The following is a 24,505-nucleotide window of genomic DNA, read 5'->3' as shown; positions in this document are numbered from 1 at the left end:
GTTAATGCTTGAAGCGTGCTGCTTGCGACCGAAGCTTAGACTGCCTTCTTGGCCGAGCGCGATGCTTGTGCGGCGGCTTGCGAAGCTGCCTTCGATGCGGCCGTTGCAGCTGCATTGAAGTTGCTTTCAGCGATTTCGACAGCTTGCTTCGTTGCCTTGTGAACCGTGTCGTACGTGGTGTTGGCAGCCGTGATAGCCGACTTCAGAACGGCGACAGCCGTTTCCGAACCAGCCGGTGCATTCTTCGCGACGTTTTCGACCAGCGATTGCACCTTGCGGTTTTGCTCTTCGAATTGGGCTTCTGCGACGCGGGTGAACTCACCTTGCGTTGCCGAAACGATTTCGTACACGTGACGGCCGTACGACAGCGCCTTTTCAGCCACCGGCTGTGCAAGGCTTGCTTGCAGTGCCAGCAATTCCTGCGCGTCCTTGACCGACAGCGCGCGTTGGGCATTTTCCTGGCTTTCCGCGAGCGTCGATTTCACGACCTGCAGGTTCAGCTCAACCAGCTTTTCGACGCCTTCAAATGCTTTGGTCGTCAGGCCGAACAACGTTTCAAAGTTGGCTTTCTGGGCTGCGGCGAACTGCTCAGGGGTCAGCAAAGTCATGGTTTACGCTCCTGGATCGCGGTCTGTCTGTGCGGACCGCATTGGGTGAGTGGTGAGACACATTGGTGCGTCCCGCCGGACCGCGATGAATTGTGCATCGCAGCAATGGTTCCCATTTTAGGATGGCTGCAAAGAATGTCAAGCGCTTTTTGTGCGTCGCACAATATTAAGAAACTGCTGATAAAACAGAGTGTTATGCGATCGGCATGACATCGGCGTGACGCAGGTCAATTTAACCGCCGCACCGCACTGGTGCTGAATCATGCCGCATTTATTACAAAATGGTAAGGTGAATTTGGCGAGCGAGCGCGTGCTAACGCGGGGAGGTTAACATCCTGCGATCGTTAAAAAAGCTTTCGAAGGCCGTTTCGGTGTAAACCGGAAAGTGTCACGGAACGTTAATGCTTGATGCTGGTCGAATGCGCGTTGGCGGTCTGCAGCAGGCATTTAACAAGCCTGCCGCGCGATTCTGGCCACGTGCTGTTGCTCCGGCGGTCTTGACCGCCCGTGCTCTGACCGTATTTCCCCTGATCAAGGTTGTCTCGAAATTGCCGTTATGCTGGAAGAATCACCTCGATTCCGGCGTATGGCGGCAGCGGCGAGGCGTAACGCGTCGGCGATCGTTTTTTTCGATCGAAGCGCGGCACTTATTCGTGTTTTTGCGATCGGAGCTTACAAGCCGGTTTAAGGAGCGCTCATAAGTGCTTCAAATTGCTAATTTTTCGTTGTTTTACTACACTTGCGGAACCCACTCGCCGCTCCCTACCGAACACCCATGAAAACCGACATGTTTTCGTCGCTAAAAGTGATCCACGGCGCGGCCCGCAGCACCGCTCTGTCGGTGGCCGCCTCCATGGTCATCGCAGCGGCGTTTGCTACGCCCGTGAGCGCTTTTGCCGCCGCACCTGCTGCACCTGCAAAAACTTCCAAACACGCCAAGGCGGCCAAAAAGCCGGCTGCCGCGCCTGCCACCAAGGTGTCGAGCAAAGCCTCGAAGGCGACCAAGGGCGCGGCTGCAAAGACCGTAGCCGCGGACGACGACGCACCGCGCGCGGGCGTCAAGCGCAAGCGCGTAACGTATACGTCGAACGGCCGTCACCGTTCGGTGGTGCGCCGTATTGCGTACGAGCCGCGTCAGCCGAGCGTCGGTCAGGCTTTCGGTCTGCACGAAACGCCGGACGCGCTCATGCTGCGCTCGAGCGTTGCGTACGTGATCGATCAGAACTCGGGCGAATCGCTGTTCGACAAGAACTCGCGCGCCGTGGTGCCGATCGCGTCGATCACCAAGCTGATGACCGCGATGGTGGTGCTCGACTCGAAAGAGCCGATGACCGACCAGATCGAAGTCACGGACGAAGACCGCGATTACGAAAAGAACACCGGCTCGCGTTTGTCGGTAGGCTCGGTGCTTTCGCGTGAAGACATGCTGCACATCGCGCTGATGGCGTCGGAAAATCGCGCGGCCGCGGCGCTGTCGCGTTATTTCCCGGGTGGCCGTCCGGCGTTCCTCGCGGCCATGAATGCGAAGGCCAAGCAGCTCGGCATGACCGACACGCACTTTGAAAATCCCACGGGTTTGACGAGCCAGAACGTGTCGAGCGCGCGCGACCTCGTGAAGATGGTCAATGCGGCGTATCAGTATCCGATTATCCGCAGGTTCTCGACTGACCACAGCTACGAGGTGTACACCGGCAAGCGCTCGCTGGCGTACAACAGCACCAATGCGCTGGTGCGTAACCCAACGTGGGACATCGGTCTGCAAAAGACCGGCTTCATCAACGAAGCGGGCGAGTGCCTCGTGATGCAGGCGACCATTCACGGCCGTCCGATGATCATGGTGCTGCTCGACTCGTCGGGTAAGTACTCGCGCTTCGCTGACGCCACGCGTCTGCGCACATGGCTGGATAACGGCGGCGACCAGGCGCGCATTACCAGCGCGGACGCCGGCGGCCCGGGTACCTGAAGTGTTGCGTCAGTGGCCGGTTTTCGGACCGGCCGCATGAAAACAAAAAGCCTCACATTTTTTGCGAGGCTTTTTGTTTTGAACCGCGGATGTGAAGTGCCGGCTTACGCGTGATGGCTATGCGAATGGTCCTGCGCGGGTTGCGGTCGATAGCCGAGTGACGCCGAGATCATCAGCGCGGTCTGGCTCAGCTGGCCAATCCAGGAGTCTTGCAAGCGATCCGCCGGCGCCGACAGCGACAAACCTGCAACCAGCTTGCCGGTGTCGTCGTAGATACCGGCGGCGATGCAGCGCACGCCGAGTTCCAGTTCTTCGTTGTCTCGCGCGCACGCCTGCTGGCGCACATGCGACAACTCACGCTCCAGTTTGGTCAGGTCGGTAATGCTGTTCTGCGTGTGGCCCGACAAACCGGTGCGCGTGGCGTAGGCTCGCACGCGGGTGGATTCGTCGGCGGCGAGGAACAGCTTGCCTACCGAGGTCAGATGCAAGGGCGCCCGTCCGCCGATGGCGCGCACCACCTGCATGCCGGAACGCTCGGAATAAGCGCGCTCGATATAGACGATTTCGTCGCCCTGACGCACCGACAGATTCACGGTCTGGCCCGTCTGACGATGCAGTTCGCGCATCGGCGTGAGCGCCGCGTCGCGCACCGACAGGCGCGCCTTCACCAGATTGCCCAGTTCGAGCAGGCGCATGCCGAGACGGTAAGTGCCGGGATCCGACCGGTCGACCAGCCGGCACATCACCATATCGTTCAGGATGCGGTGCGCAGTGGACGGATGCAGCTCCGTGCGGATGGCGAGTTCTTTCAGGCTGACCGGGTCGCTGTGCGCAGCGAGTGCGTCGAGCAAGCGCATCATGCGTTCGATCACCTGGATCGAAGTTTTGGGATCCGGGTTCGTATCGCTCATGGGGAGGAATCGGTTGACGCGTCAAACAGCGGAAATTGATTGTATCCCGTATTGTGAAAAGATGGAAAGCGGTTGGAACGTCTATTCCAAATTAAGTCGCTTTCGTCCTATGCCTTCCGGCCGTTGGTATTGTGCGGCAAACAGCGGATAATCAGGGACGTTTTCCCGAAGGAGGGCTCATGCGAGTCGGATTGTTCGTTACCTGCCTGATCGACCTGATGCGTCCCGAGATCGGTTTTTCGGTCATCAAACTGACCGAAGGCGCCGGATTCGAGGTGATGGTGCCGCCTGCGCAAACCTGTTGCGGGCAACCGGCGTACAACTCCGGGGAGCGGCGCATCGCGCGCGATCTGGCCGAAAAGACTTTGCGCGAGTTCGAGCAGTTCGATTACGTCGTGGTCCCGTCCGGTTCGTGCGGCGGCATGATCCGAGCGCATTACGGCGACCTCTTCGCCGACGATCCTGAACTGATGAACCGCTTCGGCCGGCTACGCGCCAAGGTGTTCGAGCTGACCGATTTCCTCGTGAACGTGGCCAAAGTGCAATTGCAGCCGGGCGAGTTCGCGGGTCAGGTGACGTACCACGATTCCTGCTCCGGTCTGCGTGAGCTCGGCGTGAAGGCGCAGCCGCGCGCCTTGCTGGCGCAGGTCGGCGTGACGGTGAACGAGATGAAGGATTGCGAGCATTGCTGCGGCTTCGGCGGCACTTTCGCGGTCAAGTACGGCGATATCTCCACGGCGATCGTCGACGAAAAATGCGCGAATATTCGGGCCAGCGGCACTGGCGCGGTCGTGCTGGGCGATCTCGGCTGCATGCTCAATATCGAGGGCCGTTTGCGGCGGACCGGCGACGCCACCACGCGCGTGCTGCACATCGCGCAGGTGCTGGCCGGCGACGTATAACGCGGGCGGCTGCACGTCCGCCTTTTTATCCAGATAGGCGCGCTTGACTCACTCGTCCTAACTCGCGGTTCGCCCGCTTTGCCTGATCACGTACAAGGCCGCCATGCAAGTCCAATCGATGCAGTTCAAAGCACGTGCCGGTCAGAAACTCGCCGACCAGCGTCTGCAGCAGAACCTCACCAAGCTGTCGACCAAGTTCGTATCGGCTCGCGCCACGGCCATGACCGCGATCGATTTTCCCGCCACGCGCGCCGCACTGAAGGAGCGCCGTAATCGCGCGCTGGAAAATCTCGATGTGTGGCTGGAAACCTTCGAGCGCGAAGCGGCCCGGCGCGGCGTGACGGTGCTGTTCGCCGAGACGACCCAGGAAGCCGCGCGGCTCGTCGGCGACATTGCGCGCCGGCACGAGGTAAAAAAGGTGATCAAGACCAAGTCGATGGTCACCGAAGAAATGCGCCTGAACGAAGTGCTCGGGCAGATGGGCGTGCAATCCATCGAAACCGATCTGGGTGAGTACATTCTGCAGATCAACGACAACGAGCCGCCGAGCCACATCATCGCGCCAGTCGTCCATAAAGATAAGGACGAGATCGCCGACCTATTTGCGAAGACTCACAACCGCCCGCGCCTCACCGAAATCACCGACATGACGCGAGAAGCGCGCGAGATGCTGCGTCCGCATTTCATGACCGCGGACATGGGCGTGACTGGCGGCAATTTCGTGGTGGCGGAAACGGGCTCGGTCGTCCTGGTCACGAACGAGGGCAACGAGGGCATGTGCACCGTGATGCCACGCGTGCACGTAGCGGTGACGGGCATCGAGAAAGTGCTGCCCACACTCGAAGATCTGGCCACGGCGATGCGTCTCTTGCCGCGCTCGGCGACCGGGCAGGCCACCTCGAACTATTTTTCTGTGTTGACGGGGCCGCGCGGCGAGGGTGACCAGGACGGTCCCGAGCATATGTACGTGGTGCTGGTCGACGGCGGGCGCACGGGACTGATCGGCGGCGACTTCCAGGAAATGCTGAGATGCATCCGCTGCGGCGCGTGCATGAACCATTGCCCGGTGTATCAGAAGGTGGGCGGCCATGCATACGGCTGGGTCTATCCCGGCCCGATGGGTTCGGTATTGACGCCGAGCTACGTGGGCATCGACAAGGCGCTGGATCTGCCGCAGGCCGCGACCTTGTGCGGCGAGTGCAACAGCGTGTGCCCGGTGGGGATTCCGCTATCCGATCTGTTGCGCAAGCTGCGCGAGAAGCAGGTGGAGCGGCGTCTGCGACCGTGGAAAGAGCGCGCCGGACTCGCCGTATGGGGTTTTCTGGCGCTCCACCCGGATGCGTACGCGCTTTTTACTAAACTGGCTGTCCGTGTGCTGGAACGCATGGGCGGGAGAAACCGGTCGATCGCCAGGCTGCCGCTGGGCGGCGCGGGCTGGACTAATACGCGGGATATGCCCGCTCCGGTCGGTCGGACGTTCAGGGAGTTGTACGCGGCGCAGCGCAGCCATATTGGGTGAGCGGGCGTCGGTGGGCGGACATTGCTATCGTCTTTTGCTTATTCACTCGGCAGTTAGCGTGAGCCGGTGATTCAGATATTGCGCTGTCTGATATTGCGTTGAACCCGAGAGCAGTCTGCCAGATCTCGCCGAAGCGACCCGCACGTTGCGGCCGCAGAAAATGGAGCGCGGTACGCCTGCGCATCAGCACACGCGTACCGCGCAACCACCATGCGGCTAGTCCAGATCAGTGATCCGTCATCTGGCCCGACTGGCGACCCGGCACCCCTCGCACGGGTGCGCCGTTATTCCCGTTGCCACGACCGCCTCCGCCGCCGGCCTGTTGCTGCGGCGGTGGGGGCGGCGGCGGGCTACCAGCCCCCGGTCGAGGCGCGTTCGATCCGCTCGGCCCGCGCGGGCCGCCCACGGCACCTTGCGGCGGCGGCCCGCCGCGCGATCCGCCATTCGGCTGGCCGTGCCAGCCGCCGTTGTCACCGTGGTTGCCGTTGTTTCCATAATTGCCATTGTTCCGGCCTCGATCGGGATAGCCGCCGTAGCTGGGGCCAGGACCGTAATAGCGGCCCGGCCCGTCGTAGTAACCAGGCCCCGGGTAGTTGCTGTAGCCCATGTAGACATTGCTTTGCGGCACGACCGGCACACCGGTGGCGTAGCCATCGTAACCATCGTAGCCGCTATAACCGCCGCCGTAGCCGTTGCTGTACATCGGCGTGCCGTCCGGATAGACCGCGCAGCCGCCGAGCAGGACAGCGACGGCGAGGCAGGCGAGTGGTGCAAAGACAAAGCGTTTCATGTGATCGACCGATGCGAGGTTTTGTTTCTGTAAGACCGCTATTATCGCTAACCGTCGCAAGAGCTTTGTATGTGTTTGTAAGGATTTCTTTTTTGTGCCATGGCACGCGTTGGGGCCGTGCGTTGCGAAAAGTGAATTCACTGTTCCACTAGGCGCAACGGTCTATCTCGCGCTAGTAGGTTTTTCCCGATTGCAAATTTCTATAAGATTTCGACTGGGCATAGTGGGTAACGAACTCATCTGCCCCCAATCGGAAGAATCGACATCATGAAAAAGACAATATCGGTGTACTGGCCCCTTGCCATCGTTGTGCCGCTCGCTGCGGCTGCTTATCTCCATATTTGTGGCGACGCTGCTTCGCGCGTCCCGCAAGCTCCGCTCGCCGCCGACCAGTTGACGGCTGAACTCGCGCGTGCCGTTTCTTACGGCATGATCGACGACGCCTCGACTTTGCGCGCGAAACCGATGCGCGCCGCTACGGCGATGCCGGGCGCGGAAGCGTCATAAGCACGAGGTTGAGCGCGACCGGGATCGGCCGCTATACCGAACGCCATGCTCGCGCCAGCCGCAGGCGAGATTCCGGCCAGCTTTGTATAATCGCGGCAACATTTACCAACAGTCAGTCTGCGCGCGTTACGCGCCTAAAAAGCCCTCGATGAAAACCGTATCCATCTGCTTTGTCTGCCTCGGGAACATCTGTCGTTCGCCGACCGCGGAAGGTGTGATGCGTCATCTGGTCGACGAGGCGAAGCTCGCGGAACGCATTGTGATCGACTCCGCCGGAACGGGCGACTGGCACATCGGCGAGCCGCCGGACGAGCGCGCGCAACTGGCAGCCAGCCGGCGCGGGTATGAGCTCGCCGGCTTACGCGGCCGCCAGATCGCCGCGGCGGATTTCGACCGCTTCGACCTGCTGATCGCCATGGACGACAAGAACATTGTCGCCTTGCGTCAAATCTGCCCGCCGCACCAACGCGACAAGATCCGTCTGCTGATGGAATTTGTCCCCGAAGCGGACGCCCGCTGGAGTGGCGCCCGCGAAGTCGTCGATCCGTATTTCGGCGGCGTGGAAGGCTTCGAGCAGGTGCTGGATCAGTGCGAAGTTGCCTGCCGCGGGCTCATCGCGGCGCTGCGTCCCCAGTTGCTTGCATAGACCCGGCGAGGAAGCGCGCCGAGCTTATCCAGCAATTAAGCAAATGACCCAAATCGCGGTAGGGATACTTGACTAAATCGCTCATGTATTTATACTTGACAAAACTTGTCGAGAATTGCGGTTCCCACACCATATGAGACTCACCACGAAAGGCCGTTTCGCCGTCACGGCGATGATTGACCTGGCACTGCGCCAGGAGCAGGGCCCGGTGACGCTTGCGGGTATCAGCCAGCGCCAACACATCTCCCTGTCGTACCTCGAGCAGCTGTTTGGCAAGCTGCGTCGTCATGAAATCGTCGAGTCCGTGCGCGGACCGGGCGGCGGCTACAATCTGGCTCGCCGCGCTGAAGACGTAACCGTGGCCGACATCATCATCGCTGTCGATGAGCCGCTCGACGCCACCCAATGCGGCGGCAAGGGCTCGTGCGAGGGCACCAAACAGCACGACGGCCACTGCATGACGCACGAACTGTGGTCCACGCTGAACCAGAAAATGGTCGAGTATCTCGATTCGGTGTCGCTGAAGGATCTGGTCGATCAGCAGCGCTCGCGGGAAGGCGCGCCGGCGGTGATACGCGACAGACGCAACGAAGCGCCGGCGGTCGAACCCGTCCGCGTGGCGCCGAAAGGGCCCAATTCAGTTTTCAACATGGCCGGTTCCTAGGCGCTGTATCGAGCAGTCACCGCAGCCTGATAAGAAACCCAGAAGCCAGAGCACACGACGTCCCCGGAGCAATTGATGAACAACGACACTCTCCATCTGCCCATCTACATGGATTACAGCGCGACGACACCGATCGATCCGCGCGTGGTGGACAAGATGATTCCGTATCTGCGTGAGCAGTTCGGCAACCCCGCATCGCGTAGCCACTCGTATGGCTGGGCGGCGGAGCGCGCAGTCGAAGAAGCGCGTGAGAATGTCGCCGCGCTGGTGAACGCCGATCCGCGCGAAATCATCTGGACCTCGGGTGCCACGGAGTCGGACAACCTGGCGATCAAGGGTGCCGCGCACTTCTACAAGAGCAAAGGCAAGCACATCATCACGGTGAAGACCGAGCACAAGGCCGTGCTCGACACCTGCCGCGAACTCGAACGCGAAGGCTTCGAAGTCACGTATCTGGACGTTAAAGACGACGGCCTGATCGACCTCGAAAAGTTCAAGGTCGCGCTGCGTCCGGACACGATTCTGGTGTCGGTCATGTCGGTGAACAACGAGATCGGCGTGATCCAGGACATCGAGGCGATCGGCGAGATTACGCGTGAAAAGGGCATCATTTTTCACGTCGACGCGGCGCAAGCCACCGGCAAGATCGCGATCGATCTGCAAAAGCTGAAGGTCGACCTGATGTCGTTCTCGGCGCATAAGACGTATGGTCCGAAGGGCATCGGCGCGCTGTACGTGCGCCGCAAGCCGCGTATCCGTATCGAAGCGCAGATGCACGGCGGCGGTCACGAGCGCGGCATGCGTTCGGGCACGCTGGCCACGCACCAGATCGTCGGCATGGGCGAAGCGTTCCGTATCGCGCGCGAAGAAATGGCGACGGAAAACGAGCGCGTTCGCATGCTGCGCGACCGTCTGCTGCGCGGCCTGTCGGAAATGGAAGAAGTGTATGTGAACGGCGACATGGAAAAGCGTGTGCCGCACAATCTGAACATCAGCTTCAATTTCGTCGAAGGCGAATCGCTGATCATGGCGGTGAAGGATGTGGCGGTGTCGTCGGGCTCGGCTTGCACGTCGGCTTCGCTGGAACCGTCGTATGTGTTGCGCGCGCTGGGCCGCAACGACGAGCTGGCGCACAGCTCGATCCGCTTCACGGTGGGCCGTTTCACGACCGAGCAGGATGTCGATTACGTGATCAACCTGCTGAAGACCAAGATTTCGAAGCTGCGCGATTTGTCGCCGCTGTGGGAAATGCACAAGGACGGGATCGATATTTCGACCATCCAGTGGGCAGCGCACTGACGCGCCGTTTGGACGACGTCGAATTCATCGAATTGCGAATTGCAGGTTGAAACGAATCAAGGAGTGTCATCATGGCTTATAGCGACAAGGTTCTGGACCACTACGAAAACCCGCGCAACGTCGGTTCCTTCGCGAAGGACGACGATGCGGTCGGCACCGGCATGGTCGGCGCGCCGGCATGCGGCGACGTGATGAAGCTGCAGATCCGCGTGGGCGCGGACGGCATTATCGAAGACGCGAAGTTCAAGACGTATGGCTGCGGTTCGGCGATTGCATCGAGCTCGCTCGTCACCGAGTGGGTGAAGGGCAAGACGCTCGATCAAGCCATGTCGATCAAGAACACGCAGATCGCCGAAGAACTGGCGCTGCCGCCGGTGAAGATCCACTGCTCGATCCTCGCGGAAGACGCGATCAAGGCAGCGGTCGCCGACTACAAGCAACGTCACGGTGAAGCTGCTTCGGTCGAAGGCGACAAGCAACACGCTTAACCAGAGCGGCAGTTGCGGCGCGGTTTCAGGTAAATCGAAACGGACGACGGCGTGGATTCACGCCAGCCGTCCGGCACGAACGATATTTGGTGCAGGCAGGGTAGCAGCGCGTGAGCGGGTAGAGGCATGGCCGGCACACTCTGCGCAATGAGAAACGCTATGGCAATTACGTTGACCGAAAAGGCAGCACAGCACGTCCAGAAGTATCTGAACCGGCGCGGTAAAGGCGTCGGCTTGCGCGTCGGCGTGCGCACCACCGGTTGCTCCGGTTTGGCTTACAAGCTCGAGTACGTGGACGAACTCGCGCCCGAAGACGAGGTCTTCGAATGCAACGGCGTAAAGCTCATTGTCGACCCGAAGAGCCTCGCCTATATCGACGGCACCGAACTCGACTTCGCACGTGAAGGGTTGAACGAAGGCTTCAAGTTCAACAACCCGAACGTGAAGGACGAATGCGGTTGCGGCGAATCGTTCCGCGTGTAAATCGGGACATTCCGCGTGCAGCGGATCAAAGGCGGCGCGTGCCGCCTTTTTAGTTTGATCCGCGAATTCGCGCGAATTCGCTTATGCCGCTGGGCTCCGCTTCGACGAGCCGCGTTTTTAGACTGCACTCCGGTGCGCTTTCCTGAACGGACCTCTTCTATCCGATGGCCTCGCTGAACGACAGCCACTTCGACCTGTTCGATCTGCCGGCGCAATTCGCGCTCGACGCCTCCGCGCTCGATCACGCCTACCGCACGGTCCAGGCGCAAGTGCATCCGGACCGCTTCGCGGCGGCCGGCGACGCGCAAAAGCGCATTGCGATGCAATGGGCGACGCGCACCAACGAGGCGTATCAGACGTTGCGCGATCCGTTGAAGCGCGCCACCTATCTGCTGCATCTGCGCGGCATCGACGTCGGCGCGCACGAAAATACGGCGATGGAGCCGGCGTTCCTGATGCAGCAGATGGAATGGCGTGAAGGCATCGAAGACGCGGCGGCGGCGAAGAACGTCGACGCGCTCGACGCCTTGCTCACCGAACTGCGCGACGAAGAGCGCATGCGTTTCGACAAGCTCGGCGCGTTGCTCGACAGCGGCGCGAATCAGGCCGCGGGCGAAGCCGTGCGGCAATTGATGTTTATTGAACGGGTGGCGTCGGAAATCGGCACGCAGATCGAGCGGCTCGATAACTAGCGAGCCCGAGCGCGCCGCGATTGCGGCAATGGCCGCCAGAAGAGCCGTAGCATTACATCCAGCAACGCGAAAATTCAGGACGGGGCCGAGCGGCCCCGAGAAGATCCAGATGGCCCTACTGCAAATCTCTGAACCCGGCATGGCGCCGGCGCCCCACCAGCGGCGTCTGGCGGTCGGTATCGATCTCGGCACCACCAATTCCCTCGTCGCCGCCGTGCGCAGCGGCGTGCCCGACGTGCTGCCCGACGCGGACGGCTATGCGCTGCTGCCGTCGGTGGTGCGCTACCTCGAAAAAGGCGGCCGGCGTATCGGCCGCACCGCCAAGGCCGAGGCGGCGAGCGATCCGCGTAACACGATCGTCTCGGTCAAGCGCTTCATGGGTCGTGGCAAGGCGGAAGTGGAGGGCGCCGAAAACGCGCCGTACGACTTTATCGACGCGCCCGGCATGGTGCAGATCCGTACCATCGACGGCGTGAAGAGCCCGGTCGAAGTGTCGGCCGAAATTCTGGCGACGCTGCGCCAGCGCGCCGAAGACACGCTCGGCGACGAACTGGTCGGCGCTGTGATCACGGTGCCGGCTTACTTCGACGAAGCCCAGCGTCAGGCGACCAAAGACGCAGCGCGTCTGGCCGGCCTGAATGTGCTGCGCCTGCTGAACGAACCGACCGCGGCCGCGATTGCCTACGGCCTCGACAACGGTTCCGAAGGTCTGTACGCCGTGTACGACCTCGGCGGCGGCACCTTCGACCTGTCGATTCTCAAGCTCACCAAGGGTGTATTCGAAGTGCTCGCGGCCGGCGGCGACTCCGCGCTCGGCGGCGACGATTTCGACCACGCGCTGTATCGCCATGTGCTGGAGCAGGCCGGCATTGCGCCGCAAACACTCGCCCCGGAAGATGTGCGCCTGCTGCTGGACAGCGTACGCGAGGCCAAGGAGGCCCTGTCCGACGCGCCGAATGCGAAGCTGCAAGCCGAGCTTTCGAACGGCGCCAGGCTCGATCTGACGATCGACGAAGCCACTTTCGAAGCGATCACACAGGCGCTCGTGCAGCGCACGCTCGGCCCGACGAAAAAGGCGCTGCGCGACGCCAAAGTCACGACGAAAGAAATCAAGGGCGTGGTGCTGGTCGGCGGCGCGACGCGCATGCCGGTGATTCGCCGCGCGGTCGAGTCGTTTTTCGGCCAGCCGCCCTTGATCAATCTCGACCCGGATCAGGTGGTCGCGCTCGGCGCGGCGATCCAGGCCGATCTGCTCGCGGGCAACCGTGGCGCCGACGGCGACGACTGGCTCCTGCTCGACGTGATTCCCCTCTCGCTCGGCGTCGAAACGATGGGCGGTTTGACCGAGAAGATCATCCCGCGTAATTCGACGATTCCGGTCGCGCGCGCGCAGGATTTCACGACCTTCAAGGACGGCCAGACGGCGATGGCGATCCACGTCGTGCAAGGCGAGCGCGAGCTCGTCAGCGACTGCCGCTCGCTCGCGCGTTTCGAACTGCGCGGCATTCCGCCGATGGCCGCGGGCGCCGCGCGCATCCGCGTGACTTACCAGGTGGACGCGGACGGCCTGCTGTCCGTGTTCGCGCGCGAGCAGGGCTCGGGCGTGGAAGCATCTGTGGTGGTGAAGCCGTCCTACGGTCTCGCGGATGACGACATCGCGCGCATGCTCGAAGACAGTTTCTCGACCGCTGAAGTCGACATGCGCGCGCGCGCGTTGCGCGAAGCGCAAGTCGAAGCGCGCCGTCTCGTGGAAGCCACCGAGGCCGCGCTCGACGCCGACGCCGAACTGCTCGACGACAGCGAGCGCGCCGAGCTCGACGCGCTCCTCGATGCATTGCGCAACGTCGTGCAAAGCGACGACGTCGACGTGATCGAAGCCGCCACCAAAACGCTCGCCGAAGGCACCGACGAATTTGCCGCCCGCCGCATGAACAAGGGCATTCGCCGCGCGCTCGCCGGCCGCAAGCTCGACGAGATCTGAGCGTTGCGCTAACGGCAGGCGGCCTTGACTTGCGAGAGGCCGCCGCAAAAATCGAATCGCGCCGCGCAGACTTCTTAAAAAGTCCGTGCGGCGCCAGTAAAATGGTACGGAGCCTGTTTGCGGCCGCCGTGCCGCAGACCCAAACGGAAAATGTATGCCTCAAATCGTTGTGCTGCCTCACGTCGAACTGTGCCCGGAAGGCGCGGTGATCGATGCCGTGCCCGGCAAGAGCATTTGCGACAACCTGCTCGAACACGGCATTGAAATCGAGCACGCGTGCGAGAAGTCGTGCGCCTGCACGACCTGTCATGTGATCGTGCGTGAGGGTTTCGCCGCCTTGACGCCGTCGGAGGAAGACGAGGACGATCTGTTGGACAAGGCGTGGGGGCTCGAACCGGCCTCGCGTCTGTCGTGCCAGGCCATGGTGCCGGCTGAGCAGGATCTGGTTGTCGAAATCCCTCGCTACTCGATCAATCACGCGAAGGAAAATCACTAACAGGAGGATGCAGCCATGAAGTGGACCGATACGCAAGACATCGCGATGGCCCTGACTGACAAGCACCAGGACATCGATCCGCAACAGGTGCGCTTCACCGACTTGCACCGCTGGGTCACCGAGCTGGAAGGATTCGACGACGATCCAAACCGGTCGAACGAAAAGATCCTCGAGGCGATTCAGGCTGCATGGATTGAAGACGCGGATTACTGAGCGCCGCTGAGTTTTCCGGCGCCGGTCAGCGATTTGATTGCGCTTCAGGTTGCGGCAAAGAAAAAGGCGATTCCATTTGGAATCGCCTTTTTTGCGTCTGGCGGAAAGCTCGCTGCGAGAGGTTAGCTCGCCACGAGCGTGCCGTTCTGAACCCGCACGCGCTGACCTTGCTGGAACGGCGGCGCTTCATGGTAAGTGAAGTAACGCGTCTTGCCGTTTTCCATCCGCACGCGCACCGAATACGACGTGGTGCTGCGGATATGTTTTTCGACCGAGTTGCCGGCAAGGCCGCCGCCGAGCGCACCGAGAACGGTCATCGCGGTACGCCCGTTGCCACTGCCGAACTGATTGCCGACCACGCCGCCGGCCACTGCGCCGCCGACTGCGCCGATTCCGGTGCCATGACCTTCCTGACGCACCGCCGAGATGGCCTCGACTGTCCCGCAACTCGAGCAGTAGGCGGGTTGCGGCGGCGGTTGCTGTGCGTAGTTAGGTGCCGGCTGCGCCTGTTGCTGCTGAGCGTATTGCTGCTGTGTGGGTGCAGGCGCCGGAGCGGGTCGCGGCTGTTGCGCGGCTTGCTGCTGCGCGGCCTGTTGCTGCGCGGCCTGTTGCGCCGTCAGATTGGCGGGCGCCGCCGAATCGACCACACCCGGCGGCGTGGCCTGTGTCGCCACCTGCGCAGCTTGCGTCTGATCGTTTTGCGCGCCGCTACTGGACGCCTTCGTGAACAGGCCGGTTACAGCCGCCGTCGCGGCAAGGCTTGCGATGATCACCGCACCGGCCGCGGTCGCGACAAGTGGGTGAATCCGGCGCGGCTGCGCAGGCTGAGCGGACTGCGTGGTGGGTTGCGTGTTTGGATTGTCCATTTTTGGCCTCCGTTTTCAACGGGAGTCGACTTTTGGTAAGTCCGAGTGTCGGATAAATCGATTTTGTGAGGGTTTCAATTTGTAACGATTTCCGCTCAAACATCGCGCTGATTCGCATATAAGCCGCGCAACGCGGCCGGGCGCCGCTTCCGGCAAGCGCTCGTGCAATGAATGTCCGCAGTCGAATCATCGCACAGCATGCAGCTTTTACCGATGGTTACAAACCGTCAAACGGGCGCCACACCCGAGCGGCGGCAAGAAAAACGCCCGGCATCGAGCCGGGCGTTTGCACATGCTTTGAACCACGCAGCGTTCAGTCTTCGCGACGCAGATGCGGGAACAGAATCACATCCCGGATGCTCGGGCTGTCGGTCAGCATCATGACCAGACGGTCGATGCCGATGCCGCAACCGCCGGCCGGCGGCATGCCGTATTCGAGCGCGCGAATGTAGTCCGCGTCATAGAACATCGCTTCTTCGTCGCCGGCTTCTTTCTGGTCGACCTGCTTCTTGAAGCGCGCTGCCTGGTCTTCCGGATCGTTCAGCTCCGAGAAGCCGTTGGCGATCTCGCGGCCCGTGATGAACAGCTCGAAACGCTCGGTAATGCCTGCGACCTTGTCCGACGCGCGCGCCAGCGGCGAAACCTCGATCGGGTAGTCGATGATGTACGTCGGCTCCCACAATTGCGACTCGGCGGTTTCTTCGAACAATGCCAACTGCAGCGAACCGACGCCCGCGTTCAGAAACTGCGGCTGCGACGCATCCACGCCGAACTTCTTCAACTCGGTGCGCAGGAAGGCGCTGTCGGCGAGTTGCTCGTTCGTATATTGAGGCGCGTACTTCTGGATGGCTTGCGTGATCGTGAGGCGATGGAACGGCTTCGCCAGATCGAGTTCGCGGCCCTGGTACGTGATCGTGGCGGTACCCAAAGCATCGATCGCCGCCTGACGGATCAGCTGTTCGGTGAAGTCCATCAGCCACTTGTAATCGGTGTACGCGGCGTAGAACTCGATCATCGTGAATTCCGGATTGTGGCGCACGGACACGCCCTCATTGCGGAAGTTACGGTTGATCTCGAACACACGCTCGAAGCCGCCGACCACCAGCCGCTTCAGATACAGCTCCGGTGCGATGCGCAGGAACATCTGCATGTCGAGCGCGTTGTGGTGCGTGGTGAACGGCTTGGCCGCCGCGCCACCCGGAATGGGGTGCAGCATGGGCGTTTCGACTTCCATGAAGTCGGCCTCGGCCATGAACTTGCGGATCGACGAAATCGCCTTGGTGCGCGCGACGAAAGTCTTGCGCGTTTCCGGCGTGACGATCAGATCGACATATCGCTGGCGGTACTTCATTTCCTGGTCGGCGAGACCGTGGAACTTGTCCGGCAGCGGACGCAGCGACTTCGACAGCAGACGCAGCTCCGTGCAGCGCACCGAGAGTTCGCCCTTGTTGGTGCGGAACAGCACGCCGCGCGCCGCGACGATGTCGCCCATGTCCCACTTCTTGAAGGCGTCGTACGTTTCCTGGCCGACGTCGGTGGGCGTGATGAAGAACTGGATCTGACCCGAACCGTCGCGCACGGTCGCGAAGCTCGCCTTGCCCATCACGCGCTTGAGCATCATGCGGCCGGCAATCGCGACTTCGAGCGGATTCGCTTCGAGCGCTTCCTTGTCGGATTGCTCGTATTGCGATTGCAGATCTTCCGCGTGATGCGTGGGGCGGAAATCGTTCGGATAGGCGACGCCTTGCTCACGCAGTTCGCGCAGCTTTTCGCGGCGCTCGGTCATGATCTTGTTGTCGTCCATCTCAGGCGCGACGTTGGGTCGGGCCGCGTCAGGCTGGGCCGCATTAGGCTGGGTCGGTTCGGTCATGATGATCTGATATTCGGTAGCCCGCACGGGAGTGGCTCGCATGCGGGTGGCCAGTCAGTAAAAACCTCAGGCGGTGTTAGGAAACAGCGAGGCAGCGACGAACAAACAGCGAAGCTGCGGCGCGGCGTTGCAAGCCGCGCCGGTTGCGCTTAGACGCCCTGTTTCAGGCTGGCGCTGATGAACGGATCGAGGTCGCCATCGAGCACGCTCTTGGTATTGCTGATTTCGACGTTGGTCCGCAGATCCTTGATACGGCTGTTATCCAGCACGTACGAGCGGATCTGATGACCCCAGCCCACATCGGTCTTGCCGGCTTCGAGCTTGTCCTGCTCTTCCTGACGCTTGCGGATTTCCGCTTCGTACAGGCGCGATTTCAGCATGGCCATGGCCTCGGCACGGTTGCGGTGCTGCGACCGGTCGTTCTGGCACTGCACGACGATGCCCGACGGTATGTGCGTGATACGCACCGCGGAGTCGGTCTTGTTGATGTGCTGACCGCCCGCGCCGGACGCGCGGTACGTGTCGATACGCAGGTCGGCCGGGTTGATGTCGACTTCGATCGAGTCGTCGATTTCCGGGTACACGAACACCGACGAGAACGACGTATGACGGCCGCCCGACGAATCGAACGGCGACTTGCGCACGAGGCGGTGCACGCCGGTTTCGGTGCGCAGAAAGCCGTACGCGTATTCGCCTTCGATCTTGATCGTGGCGTTCTTGATGCCCGCGACGTCGCCGTCGGTCTGTTCCAGCACTTCGGTCTTGAAGCCTTTGCGCTCGCAGTAGCGCAGATACTGGCGCAGCAGCATGGACGCCCAGTCGCACGCCTCGGTGCCGCCGGCGCCGGCCTGGATGTCCAGAAACGCATTGTTCGGATCGGCCGGGTTCGCGAACATGCGGCGGAATTCCATGTCGGCGACACGCTGTTCGATGCCTTGCGCGTCGGATTCGCAGGCGAGGAGCGTTTCCTCGTCGTCTTCCTCGCGAGCCATGTCGAACAGGTCCTGCGCGTCGCGCAGGTCGTTATCGAGCGACGTGAGTTTGCCGACCGTGTCGTCGAGCAGCTTCTTTTCCCGGCCGAGGGCCTGGGCGTGCTTCGAGTCGTTCCAGACGTCGGGGTCTTCGAGTTCCCGGTTGACTTCGATTAGACGCAGTGCTTTGTCGTCGTAGTCAAAGATACCCCCGTAGCGAGTCTGCGCGAGTGCGCAGGTCCGCCAGTGAGGCTTCGATCGCGTTGAGACGTTCCGCTTCCATGTCGATCTTTTATAGCTTCGTAAAAAGGAGAAATTATAGCCGATCGGTACGCCACGCCGGTGGCTGTTGAGCGATCCGGCGCGTGTTTGCGGTTGATTTTGCGGAGATTTTCGGGGTTTTAGGTCGACGGGGGTTGGGACGGCCGGCAAGGCGTTTGATGCGCCAGCGCCGACTCATCGCCTGCATTGGCCGCGTCAGGTCCGCGCTTCAGCTCGCGATTGCAACTCGCCCGGTCCGGCTGGGCTTTTCAGCTGGCCACCTTAGCTCGCCGCATGCTCGACGATCAACTGCACGCGCGACACGCCGTTCCACGTATCGCTCGCGAGGCGATAGGCGACGGTGGTGCGCGCGGGCAGGGTGTCGGTGTGATTGAACCAGATCGCGTTGAAGCGCTGGCGCCCGCGCACGAGTTGCAGTTTCAGGTGCTTGTCCTTCACGAGCGCTTGCGAGGCGATGTCGAATTCGCCCGAAAACACCGGCGCCGGAAAGCCTTGGCCCCACACGGCGGCGTCGAGCATTTCGACGAATTGCGGCGTGAAGTATGCGTCTTCCAGTTCGCCGTCGGTTTCCACGGTGCGCGAGAGCGCGTCCTCGGACAGCCATTCGCGGCCGACCGCTTCGAACGCGGCCGTGAAGCGCGGCACGTCGGCGGCGGCGAGCGTGAGGCCCGCGGCCATCGCGTGGCCGCCGAATTTGACGATCAGGCCCGGCTCGCGCTTCGAGATCAGATCGAGCGCGTCGCGCAGATGGAAGCCCGAGATGGAGCGGCCCGAGCCTTTGACGGTCTGGCCGCTGTCGTCGGCGAGCGCGAAGGTGAACGACGGCCGGTGGAATTTCTCTTTCAACCGCCCAGCGACGATGCCGATCACGCCCTGATGCCAGCTCGGATTGAACAACGTGATGGTGGTCGCGCCGTCCGGATTGATTGCCGACAGGTCTTCGAGTGCCTGCTGCTGCATGCCGGCTTCGATCTCACGGCGTTCGCGATTCATCGTGTCGAGTTGCTGCGCGAGATCCCATGCGCGGCCGATGTCGTCCGTAGTCAGGCATTCGATTCCGAGCGACATGTCCGACAGGCGGCCCGCCGCATTCAGGCGCGGCCCGAGCGCGAAGCCGAGGTCGAAGCCCGATGCGCTGCGGGCGTCGCGCGCGGCGGCGCGAAACAACGCGGCGATGCCCGGCTGCATCTTGCCCTTGCGGATGCGCTGCAAGCCTTGCGCGACCAGCACGCGGTTATTGCCGTCGAGCTTGACCACGTCCGCGACCGTGCCGAGCGCGACCAGATCGAGCAGGCCGTCGAGGCGCGGTTCGGGAAACGCGTCGTTGAAGGCGCCACGGCGACGCAATTCCGCGCGCAATGCGAGCAGTACATAAAACATCACGCCGACACCCGCGATACACTTGCTCGGAAACGTACAGCCCGGCTGGTTCGGGTTGACGATCGCGCGGGCGGCCGGCAGTTCGTCGCCGGGCAGGTGGTGGTCGGTGACCAGCACGTCGATGCCGAGCGCGTTGGCCGCTTCCACGCCATCGACGCTGGCGATGCCGTTATCCACCGTGATCAACAGATCCGGTTTGCCCGACGCGTTGCGCGCGGCCAGCGCGACGATCTCGGGCGTCAGGCCGTAGCCATACTCGAAACGGTTCGGCACCAGATACTCGATGCGCCCGCCGAACATACGCAGGCCGCGCACGGCGACTGCGCAGGCGGTCGCGCCGTCGCAATCGTAATCGGCGACCACCAGCATGCGGCGTTTCTGCTGGATCGCGTCGGCGAGCAGGGCGGCGGCCTCTTCACAACCCTTGAGCGCGACCGGCGGTACGAGCCGCGCGAGGCCGGTTTCGATTTCGTCCGGCATGCACACGCCGCGCGACGCGTACAGGCGTGCGAGTACCGGATGCAGGCCATGGCGGGTGAGGATTTCGGCGTCGACGGGAGAGCAGGCGCGCGTAACGATTCGAGTCATTCGGAGAGGCCGTGAGTCATTCGTGGGGTCATTCGTCGAGTCATTCAATCAATCATTCGATGAAGAGCGAGGCGAGCACACGCCGCCGCCAGAATTTGCGCAGATCGCCGCGTGTGACCGACAGCGTCACCGAGCCGGTGTCGCCGCACAAGGTCAGGCCGAGTTCGGCGAGATCGCCGGATTGCAGCGCGGCGAGCGCCGGTTCGAACCAGTCCGTTTGCATGGCGGCGAAGGCGTCGTTCCAGCGCGCCCAGTCCTGCTCGATGTAGGGCGCGGAGAACGGATCGAGTTCGACCAGCGTCGGCCCGCTCGTGCTCGTGTTTGCATTAGCGTCGGCGTTGAGCTCGGACGAGCCTCGTATAGCGTCATCCGACGCGCCGCGCGCAGCGCCAGCCGCTCGCAATGCCGCAAACGACGCTGGCGGCGCAGCCGCCGCGACGCCCGCGGTCATCGCGAGACCGCGCGTTGCGGCTGCATCGGAGAACACGCGTGCGAACGGACTGCGTACAGGCTGCGCGGCGCCCTGCGCGTGAAACCAGATCGAATTGACCGCAGGCAGGCCGCGCGCCTCGCGTGCTTCGTTGACCGGGTGCTCGAACCACGCCATCTGCACTTCGTTCTGCAGCTTCATCCACGCGCGCGAACGCTCGCCGGAATGCGCCTCGTGCGGCAGCCAGATTTCGATGTTGCGTCCGCTCGCGCGCAACGGCGACGCGCCGGCGAGCGTGCCGAAGCCGTCGCCCGACAGATACCAGCGCGCGGGCCGCGGCGCTTCGATGCGCACGCCGAGTTCCTCGATCAACGGCCGCGCGACCGCGAGCAGTGCGCCGGCTTCTTCGTCGGACAGGTCGAGCGAGGCCGGGTCGATCAGTACCAGATGATCGTGCGCGATCCGCACGTGCACCGGCTGCACGCAAGCCCATGTGGCGGTGCCGGGTTCGCCGCCGTCGGCGCGCAGCATGTAGGGCGCGAGCGGCGCTTCGTCGGCGGCCGCCGCGCCGCTCGGCAGCGCGCCGAACTGGCGCGCCACCCAGCGCTCGTGCGGCAGTGTGCGCTGAAAGTCTTCGCCGACCACGCGCTCCACCAGCGTCGCGCGCGCGATCAGCCGGTCGAGGGCCGGACTGCGGATGTCGTGAAGGGCGGTGGGGGCGTCCGCTGCGGCGGGCAGCGCGAAGGGCAGGAGAAGATGGAGACGGTTGGCGAGCATGATGCTGCGCATTGTAGGGCAAAGCGCGCGAGGATTTGCACGCCCGGGCCGCACCTGCCGTCCACACTCCCTTTGCGCGAGCGGGCCGAATTGTATGGCAAACTTCGCGCGTGATTAGTGGTGGCGGTAATGGCGGCGACGACCGGAGCCGCCTTTCAGCCGGCCGCGGACCGCGCCGGCGCGCGCATTGCTACGCAACGGCGCGCCGCACCGGAACCATCCGCGCCGCAACGACACCAACAATCACGACGCTCGGGCCGCACGAACGGCGCTTCACGCCTTCGTGCGCGGCACAAAGCCGAAGAACGCAGAAAAGGATTCGCTTGAAATTTCCCTACGAATGGCAGATTGGCTGGCGCTACACCCGCGCCGGCAAACGCACGACCGGTAACGGCTTCATTTCCTTCATCGCGCTCGTGTCGATGTCGGGCATCGCGCTCGGCGTCGCGGCGCTGATCGTCGTGTTGTCCGTGATGAACGGCTTTCAGAAAGAGGTGCGCGACCGCATGCTGTCGGTGCTCGCGCACGTGGAAATCTTTTCGCCGACCGGCTCGATGCCCGACTGGCAACTCACCGCCAAAGAGGCCCGCCAGAACAAGGAAGTGATCGGCGCGGCGCCGTATGTCGAAGCCCAGGCGCTGCTCACGCGCCAGGACGCGGTGAGCGGCGTGGCGCTGCGCGGCGTCGAGCCGTCGCTGGAGCCGCAGGTGTCCGATATCGGTAAGGAGATGAAAGGCGGCAGTCTGAACGCGCTGGTGCCGGGCGACTTCGGCATCGTGCTGGGCGCCGACCTCGCCACCAATCTCGGCGTGACGGTCAACGACAAGATCACGCTGGTCGCGCCCGAAGGCACCATTACGCCCGCCGGCATGCTACCGCGGCTAAAACAGTTCACGGTGGTGGGCATCTTCGAGTCGGGTCACTACGAATACGACAGCACGCTCGCGCTGATCAACATCAAGGACGCGCAGGCGCTGTTCCGGCTGCCCGCGCCGACCGGCGTGCGGCTGCGCCTGACCGACATGCAGCGCGCGCCGGAAGTCGCGCATCAGCTTGCGCGCACGCTGTCCGGCGATTTATACATTCGCGACTGGACGCAGCAGAACAAGACCTGGTTCTCGGCGGTGCAGATCGAAAAACGCATGATGTTCATCATCCTCACGCTGATCATCGCGGTGGCGGCGTTCAATCTGGTGTCGTCGCTTGTGATGACGGTGACCAACAAGCAGGCCGACATCGCGATTCTGCGCACGCTCGGCGCGCAGCCCGGTTCGATCATGAAGATTTTCGTGGTGCAGGGCGTGACGATCGGTTTTATCGGCACTGCCACCGGCGTCGCGCTCGGCTGCCTGATCGCGTGGAGTATTCCATGGCTCGTGCCGATGATCGAACACCTGCTCGGCGTGCAGTTCCTGCCGCCGTCGGTGTATTTCATCAGCGAACTGCCGTCCGAACTGGTTCCGGCCGACGTCGCGCGAATCGGCGTCATCGCCTTCGTGATGTCCGCGCTGGCCACGTTGTACCCGAGCTGGCGTGGTGCCAAAGTCCGTCCGGCGGAGGCACTGCGCTATGAATGACCGTTCCGCTAATCTGTCCATGGCTTCTTCCGACACCGTGCCGCATCCCTACGTGCTGGAAGCAACCGGCATTTCCAAGTCGTTCGTGCAGGGCGGCCTGAACGTGACGGTCCTCAACAACACTGAGCTGAGCGTGCGGCGTGGCGAGAAGCTCGCGATCGTCGGCGCGTCGGGCTCCGGCAAGAGCACGCTGCTGCACGTGCTCGGCGGCCTCGACGATCCGAGCGCCGGCCATGTCTCGGTGATGGGCAAGCCCTTCACCAGGCTCTCCGAGCGCGAACGCAACGACCTGCGCAATCGCGCGCTGGGTTTCGTGTATCAGTTCCACCATCTGCTGCCGGAGTTCACCGCGCTCGATAACGTCGCGATGCCGCTGCGGATCCGCCGCATGACGACCGAAGCGTCGCGCCGCGAAGCGCTCGCGGTGCTGGAACGCGTCGGCATGGGGCATCGCGCGAAGCATCGTCCGGGCGAGCTGTCGGGCGGCGAGCGCCAGCGCGTGGCGATTGCCCGGGCACTGGTGACGAAGCCCGCCTGCGTACTGGCCGACGAACCGACCGGCAATCTCGACGGCGGCACCGCCGACACCGTGTTCAATCTGATGCTCGAACTGTCGCAAACGCTCGACACGAGCTTCGTGATCGTCACGCACGATCCCGAACTCGCGGGACGTTGCGACCGCATCATGCGGCTGCGCGACGGCGTGCTGCACGAAGAGCCGCCGGTGCCGGTTTAAATGGCCGTCCATTCGGCGTGGCTGCCGCGCCGCTCGCGAGGTCTGTGATGTGGATCGATACGCACTGTCATCTCGACGCATCGGAATTCGACGCCGATCGCGCGGAAGTCGCGGCGGCGGCGCGTCGCGCGGGCGTGGGGCGAATCGTGATTCCGGCGATCGGCCGGCAGAATTTCGCGGCGGTGCGTGAGTTGGCACACCAGATTGAGGGCGGTGCGTACGCGCTTGGCATTCATCCGCTGTTCACGCCTCGCGCGCAGGAAAGCGATCTGGATCTGTTGCGCATGGAAATCGAGGCGAGTCTCGATGATCCGCTCTTTGTCGGCATCGGCGAGATAGGACTCGATTATTTCGTCGACGGGCTCGACGACGCGCGCCAGCAATTCTTCTACAACGGCCAGTTGCAGCTCGCGCGTGAGTTCGATCTGCCGGTGATCTGCCACGTGCGCAAATCGCAAGATCAGGTCATCAAAGGACTGCGGCGGCATCAGATTCATTGCGGCATCGCGCACGCGTTCAACGGCAGTTTTCAGCAGGCTCAGGCGTATATCGATCAGGGCATGCATCTCGGCTTCGGCGGCAATCTGACTTTCGAGCGCGCGCGGCAAATTCGCCGTCTCGCCGAGCAGTTGCCGTTCGACGCGCTGGTCGTCGAAACCGACGCGCCGGACATCGCGCCGTCGTGGATCTACAAGCAGCGCAACACGCCGGAGCAGATTCCCGCAATCGGCGCCGGCCTCGCGCAACTGCGCGGCATGGCCGCCGACGAAGCCGCCCTAGGCACAACGGCTAACGCGCTCGCCGCGCTGCCGCGGCTGGCACTTTCCTCTGCATAATTGAACCCGATGGTCTGAGTGGTTCGCGCC

General features: G+C 62.7%; 24 protein-coding genes. 16 read left to right on the top strand and 8 right to left on the bottom strand.

The window, feature by feature from the left end:
* Positions 1-35 precede the first annotated feature (35 nt).
* Positions 36-608: a phasin family protein gene (locus BPHYT_RS12825; RefSeq protein WP_012433576.1), complete on the bottom strand. Its 573-nt coding sequence runs from the start codon at positions 606-608 to the stop codon at positions 36-38.
* Positions 609-1,383: 775 nt separating this feature from the next.
* On the opposite strand from BPHYT_RS12825, the gene pbpG reads away from it, so the two are divergent.
* Positions 1,384-2,571: a D-alanyl-D-alanine endopeptidase gene (gene pbpG, locus BPHYT_RS12820; RefSeq protein ID WP_012433575.1), complete on the top strand. Its 1,188-nt coding sequence runs from the start codon at positions 1,384-1,386 to the stop codon at positions 2,569-2,571.
* A 104-nt stretch (positions 2,572-2,675) separates the two neighbouring features.
* Here the strand turns inward: pbpG and BPHYT_RS12815 are convergent, their stop codons facing one another.
* On the bottom strand, positions 2,676-3,482 hold the full coding sequence (locus BPHYT_RS12815; RefSeq protein WP_012433574.1) for an IclR family transcriptional regulator: 807 nt from the start codon (positions 3,480-3,482) through the stop codon (positions 2,676-2,678).
* Between the two features lie 179 nt (positions 3,483-3,661).
* Here BPHYT_RS12815 and BPHYT_RS12810 point away from each other — a divergent pair, with 179 nt between their 5' ends.
* Together BPHYT_RS12810 and BPHYT_RS12805 are read left to right on the top strand one after the other, a co-directional pair.
* On the top strand, positions 3,662-4,384 hold the full coding sequence (locus tag BPHYT_RS12810) for a (Fe-S)-binding protein (protein ID WP_012433573.1): 723 nt from the start codon (positions 3,662-3,664) through the stop codon (positions 4,382-4,384).
* A 103-nt stretch (positions 4,385-4,487) separates the two neighbouring features.
* Positions 4,488-5,903, top strand: a complete 1,416-nt coding sequence (locus BPHYT_RS12805; RefSeq protein ID WP_012433572.1) for a lactate utilization protein B — start codon at positions 4,488-4,490, stop codon at positions 5,901-5,903.
* A gap of 226 nt (positions 5,904-6,129) precedes the next feature.
* Here the strand turns inward: BPHYT_RS12805 and BPHYT_RS12800 are convergent, their stop codons facing one another.
* Entirely contained in the window at positions 6,130-6,693 is a 564-nt protein-coding gene (locus BPHYT_RS12800; RefSeq protein ID WP_012433571.1) for a hypothetical protein, read from the bottom strand.
* 267 nt (positions 6,694-6,960) lie between these two features.
* Here BPHYT_RS12800 and BPHYT_RS12795 point away from each other — a divergent pair, with 267 nt between their 5' ends.
* The 10 genes from BPHYT_RS12795 to iscX all read left to right on the top strand — a co-directional run bounded on the left by BPHYT_RS12795 (position 6,961) and on the right by iscX (position 14,162).
* Complete coding sequence (locus BPHYT_RS12795; protein WP_012433570.1) at positions 6,961-7,200, top strand: hypothetical protein; 240 nt, start codon at positions 6,961-6,963, stop codon at positions 7,198-7,200.
* A 148-nt stretch (positions 7,201-7,348) separates the two neighbouring features.
* The gene (locus tag BPHYT_RS12790) at positions 7,349-7,846 is read left to right on the top strand and encodes a low molecular weight protein-tyrosine-phosphatase (RefSeq protein WP_012433569.1); all 498 of its coding nucleotides are present in this window, start codon (positions 7,349-7,351) and stop codon (positions 7,844-7,846) included.
* 133 nt (positions 7,847-7,979) lie between these two features.
* Positions 7,980-8,510 carry a Fe-S cluster assembly transcriptional regulator IscR gene (gene iscR / locus BPHYT_RS12785; protein WP_012433568.1) on the top strand — a complete coding sequence of 177 codons (531 nt, stop codon included), beginning with the start codon at positions 7,980-7,982 and terminating at the stop codon, positions 8,508-8,510.
* A 75-nt stretch (positions 8,511-8,585) separates the two neighbouring features.
* Positions 8,586-9,809, top strand: a complete 1,224-nt coding sequence (locus BPHYT_RS12780; protein WP_012433567.1) for an IscS subfamily cysteine desulfurase — start codon at positions 8,586-8,588, stop codon at positions 9,807-9,809.
* Between the two features lie 71 nt (positions 9,810-9,880).
* Positions 9,881-10,297, top strand: coding sequence for a Fe-S cluster assembly scaffold IscU (iscU, locus tag BPHYT_RS12775; protein ID WP_012433566.1), 417 nt, complete (start codon positions 9,881-9,883; stop codon positions 10,295-10,297).
* A gap of 159 nt (positions 10,298-10,456) precedes the next feature.
* Positions 10,457-10,780, top strand: a complete 324-nt coding sequence (gene iscA / locus BPHYT_RS12770) for an iron-sulfur cluster assembly protein IscA (RefSeq protein WP_012433565.1) — start codon at positions 10,457-10,459, stop codon at positions 10,778-10,780.
* 164 nt (positions 10,781-10,944) lie between these two features.
* The gene (hscB, locus tag BPHYT_RS12765; protein ID WP_012433564.1) at positions 10,945-11,472 is read left to right on the top strand and encodes a Fe-S protein assembly co-chaperone HscB; all 528 of its coding nucleotides are present in this window, start codon (positions 10,945-10,947) and stop codon (positions 11,470-11,472) included.
* 109 nt (positions 11,473-11,581) lie between these two features.
* Complete coding sequence (gene hscA, locus BPHYT_RS12760) at positions 11,582-13,453, top strand: Fe-S protein assembly chaperone HscA (protein WP_012433563.1); 1,872 nt, start codon at positions 11,582-11,584, stop codon at positions 13,451-13,453.
* A gap of 154 nt (positions 13,454-13,607) precedes the next feature.
* Positions 13,608-13,949, top strand: a complete 342-nt coding sequence (fdx, locus tag BPHYT_RS12755; RefSeq protein ID WP_012433562.1) for an ISC system 2Fe-2S type ferredoxin — start codon at positions 13,608-13,610, stop codon at positions 13,947-13,949.
* 15 nt (positions 13,950-13,964) lie between these two features.
* A complete protein-coding gene (gene iscX / locus BPHYT_RS12750) occupies positions 13,965-14,162 on the top strand; it encodes a Fe-S cluster assembly protein IscX (protein WP_007181290.1) in 198 nt (65 codons plus the stop codon).
* A 122-nt stretch (positions 14,163-14,284) separates the two neighbouring features.
* Here iscX and BPHYT_RS12745 read toward each other — a convergent pair whose 3' ends face one another.
* The 5 genes from BPHYT_RS12745 to BPHYT_RS12725 form a co-directional block, all read right to left on the bottom strand.
* Complete coding sequence (locus tag BPHYT_RS12745) at positions 14,285-15,028, bottom strand: glycine zipper 2TM domain-containing protein (RefSeq protein ID WP_012433561.1); 744 nt, start codon at positions 15,026-15,028, stop codon at positions 14,285-14,287.
* Between the two features lie 313 nt (positions 15,029-15,341).
* Complete coding sequence (lysS, locus tag BPHYT_RS12740) at positions 15,342-16,898, bottom strand: lysine--tRNA ligase (protein ID WP_012433560.1); 1,557 nt, start codon at positions 16,896-16,898, stop codon at positions 15,342-15,344.
* 149 nt (positions 16,899-17,047) lie between these two features.
* Positions 17,048-18,152, bottom strand: a protein-coding gene (prfB, locus tag BPHYT_RS37260) for a peptide chain release factor 2 (protein WP_148225088.1) whose coding sequence is annotated in 2 segments (ribosomal slippage) — positions 17,048-18,070 and positions 18,072-18,152 — 1,104 coding nt in all. Because the reading frame shifts where the segments join, the coding sequence is not laid out codon by codon here.
* 260 nt (positions 18,153-18,412) lie between these two features.
* A complete protein-coding gene (gene recJ / locus BPHYT_RS12730) occupies positions 18,413-20,119 on the bottom strand; it encodes a single-stranded-DNA-specific exonuclease RecJ (protein WP_012433558.1) in 1,707 nt (568 codons plus the stop codon).
* Between the two features lie 52 nt (positions 20,120-20,171).
* Positions 20,172-21,338: a hypothetical protein gene (locus tag BPHYT_RS12725; protein WP_012433557.1), complete on the bottom strand. Its 1,167-nt coding sequence runs from the start codon at positions 21,336-21,338 to the stop codon at positions 20,172-20,174.
* A 311-nt stretch (positions 21,339-21,649) separates the two neighbouring features.
* Here BPHYT_RS12725 and BPHYT_RS12715 point away from each other — a divergent pair, with 311 nt between their 5' ends.
* The 3 genes from BPHYT_RS12715 to BPHYT_RS12705 are packed head-to-tail and all read left to right on the top strand — an operon-like array spanning position 21,650 to position 24,475.
* The gene (locus BPHYT_RS12715; RefSeq protein WP_012433556.1) at positions 21,650-22,903 is read left to right on the top strand and encodes a lipoprotein-releasing ABC transporter permease subunit; all 1,254 of its coding nucleotides are present in this window, start codon (positions 21,650-21,652) and stop codon (positions 22,901-22,903) included.
* Positions 22,896-23,639 (top strand): lipoprotein-releasing ABC transporter ATP-binding protein LolD, encoded by a 744-nt coding sequence (gene lolD / locus BPHYT_RS12710; RefSeq protein WP_012433555.1) that lies wholly within the window; start codon positions 22,896-22,898, stop codon positions 23,637-23,639. Before BPHYT_RS12715 ends, lolD begins: the two co-directional genes overlap by 8 nt.
* Positions 23,640-23,686: 47 nt before the next feature.
* On the top strand, positions 23,687-24,475 hold the full coding sequence (locus BPHYT_RS12705; protein ID WP_012433554.1) for a TatD family hydrolase: 789 nt from the start codon (positions 23,687-23,689) through the stop codon (positions 24,473-24,475).
* Positions 24,476-24,505 lie beyond the last annotated feature (30 nt).

The sequence above is a fragment of the Paraburkholderia phytofirmans PsJN genome, from assembly GCF_000020125.1.
Lineage (GTDB): Bacteria > Pseudomonadota > Gammaproteobacteria > Burkholderiales > Burkholderiaceae > Paraburkholderia > Paraburkholderia phytofirmans.
This window is presented reverse-complemented; position numbering and strand designations above follow the sequence as displayed.

Bases quoted from the DNA above. Each gene is read 5' to 3' on its own strand.
- BPHYT_RS12825 (WP_012433576.1), bottom strand. From the start codon at position 608: ATGACTTTGCTGACCCCTGAGCAGTTCGCCGCAGCCCAGAAAGCCAAC.
- pbpG (WP_012433575.1), top strand. From the start codon at position 1,384: ATGAAAACCGACATGTTTTCGTCGCTAAAAGTGATCCACGGCGCGGCC.
- BPHYT_RS12815 (WP_012433574.1), bottom strand. From the start codon at position 3,482: ATGAGCGATACGAACCCGGATCCCAAAACTTCGATCCAGGTGATCGAA.
- BPHYT_RS12810 (WP_012433573.1), top strand. From the start codon at position 3,662: ATGCGAGTCGGATTGTTCGTTACCTGCCTGATCGACCTGATGCGTCCC.
- BPHYT_RS12805 (WP_012433572.1), top strand. From the start codon at position 4,488: ATGCAAGTCCAATCGATGCAGTTCAAAGCACGTGCCGGTCAGAAACTC.
- BPHYT_RS12800 (WP_012433571.1), bottom strand. From the start codon at position 6,693: ATGAAACGCTTTGTCTTTGCACCACTCGCCTGCCTCGCCGTCGCTGTC.
- BPHYT_RS12795 (WP_012433570.1), top strand. From the start codon at position 6,961: ATGAAAAAGACAATATCGGTGTACTGGCCCCTTGCCATCGTTGTGCCG.
- BPHYT_RS12790 (WP_012433569.1), top strand. From the start codon at position 7,349: ATGAAAACCGTATCCATCTGCTTTGTCTGCCTCGGGAACATCTGTCGT.
- iscR (WP_012433568.1), top strand. From the start codon at position 7,980: ATGAGACTCACCACGAAAGGCCGTTTCGCCGTCACGGCGATGATTGAC.
- BPHYT_RS12780 (WP_012433567.1), top strand. From the start codon at position 8,586: ATGAACAACGACACTCTCCATCTGCCCATCTACATGGATTACAGCGCG.
- iscU (WP_012433566.1), top strand. From the start codon at position 9,881: ATGGCTTATAGCGACAAGGTTCTGGACCACTACGAAAACCCGCGCAAC.
- iscA (WP_012433565.1), top strand. From the start codon at position 10,457: ATGGCAATTACGTTGACCGAAAAGGCAGCACAGCACGTCCAGAAGTAT.
- hscB (WP_012433564.1), top strand. From the start codon at position 10,945: ATGGCCTCGCTGAACGACAGCCACTTCGACCTGTTCGATCTGCCGGCG.
- hscA (WP_012433563.1), top strand. From the start codon at position 11,582: ATGGCCCTACTGCAAATCTCTGAACCCGGCATGGCGCCGGCGCCCCAC.
- fdx (WP_012433562.1), top strand. From the start codon at position 13,608: ATGCCTCAAATCGTTGTGCTGCCTCACGTCGAACTGTGCCCGGAAGGC.
- iscX (WP_007181290.1), top strand. From the start codon at position 13,965: ATGAAGTGGACCGATACGCAAGACATCGCGATGGCCCTGACTGACAAG.
- BPHYT_RS12745 (WP_012433561.1), bottom strand. From the start codon at position 15,028: ATGGACAATCCAAACACGCAACCCACCACGCAGTCCGCTCAGCCTGCG.
- lysS (WP_012433560.1), bottom strand. From the start codon at position 16,898: ATGACCGAACCGACCCAGCCTAATGCGGCCCAGCCTGACGCGGCCCGA.
- recJ (WP_012433558.1), bottom strand. From the start codon at position 20,119: ATGACTCGAATCGTTACGCGCGCCTGCTCTCCCGTCGACGCCGAAATC.
- BPHYT_RS12725 (WP_012433557.1), bottom strand. From the start codon at position 21,338: ATGCGCAGCATCATGCTCGCCAACCGTCTCCATCTTCTCCTGCCCTTC.
- lolD (WP_012433555.1), top strand. From the start codon at position 22,896: ATGAATGACCGTTCCGCTAATCTGTCCATGGCTTCTTCCGACACCGTG.
- BPHYT_RS12705 (WP_012433554.1), top strand. From the start codon at position 23,687: ATGTGGATCGATACGCACTGTCATCTCGACGCATCGGAATTCGACGCC.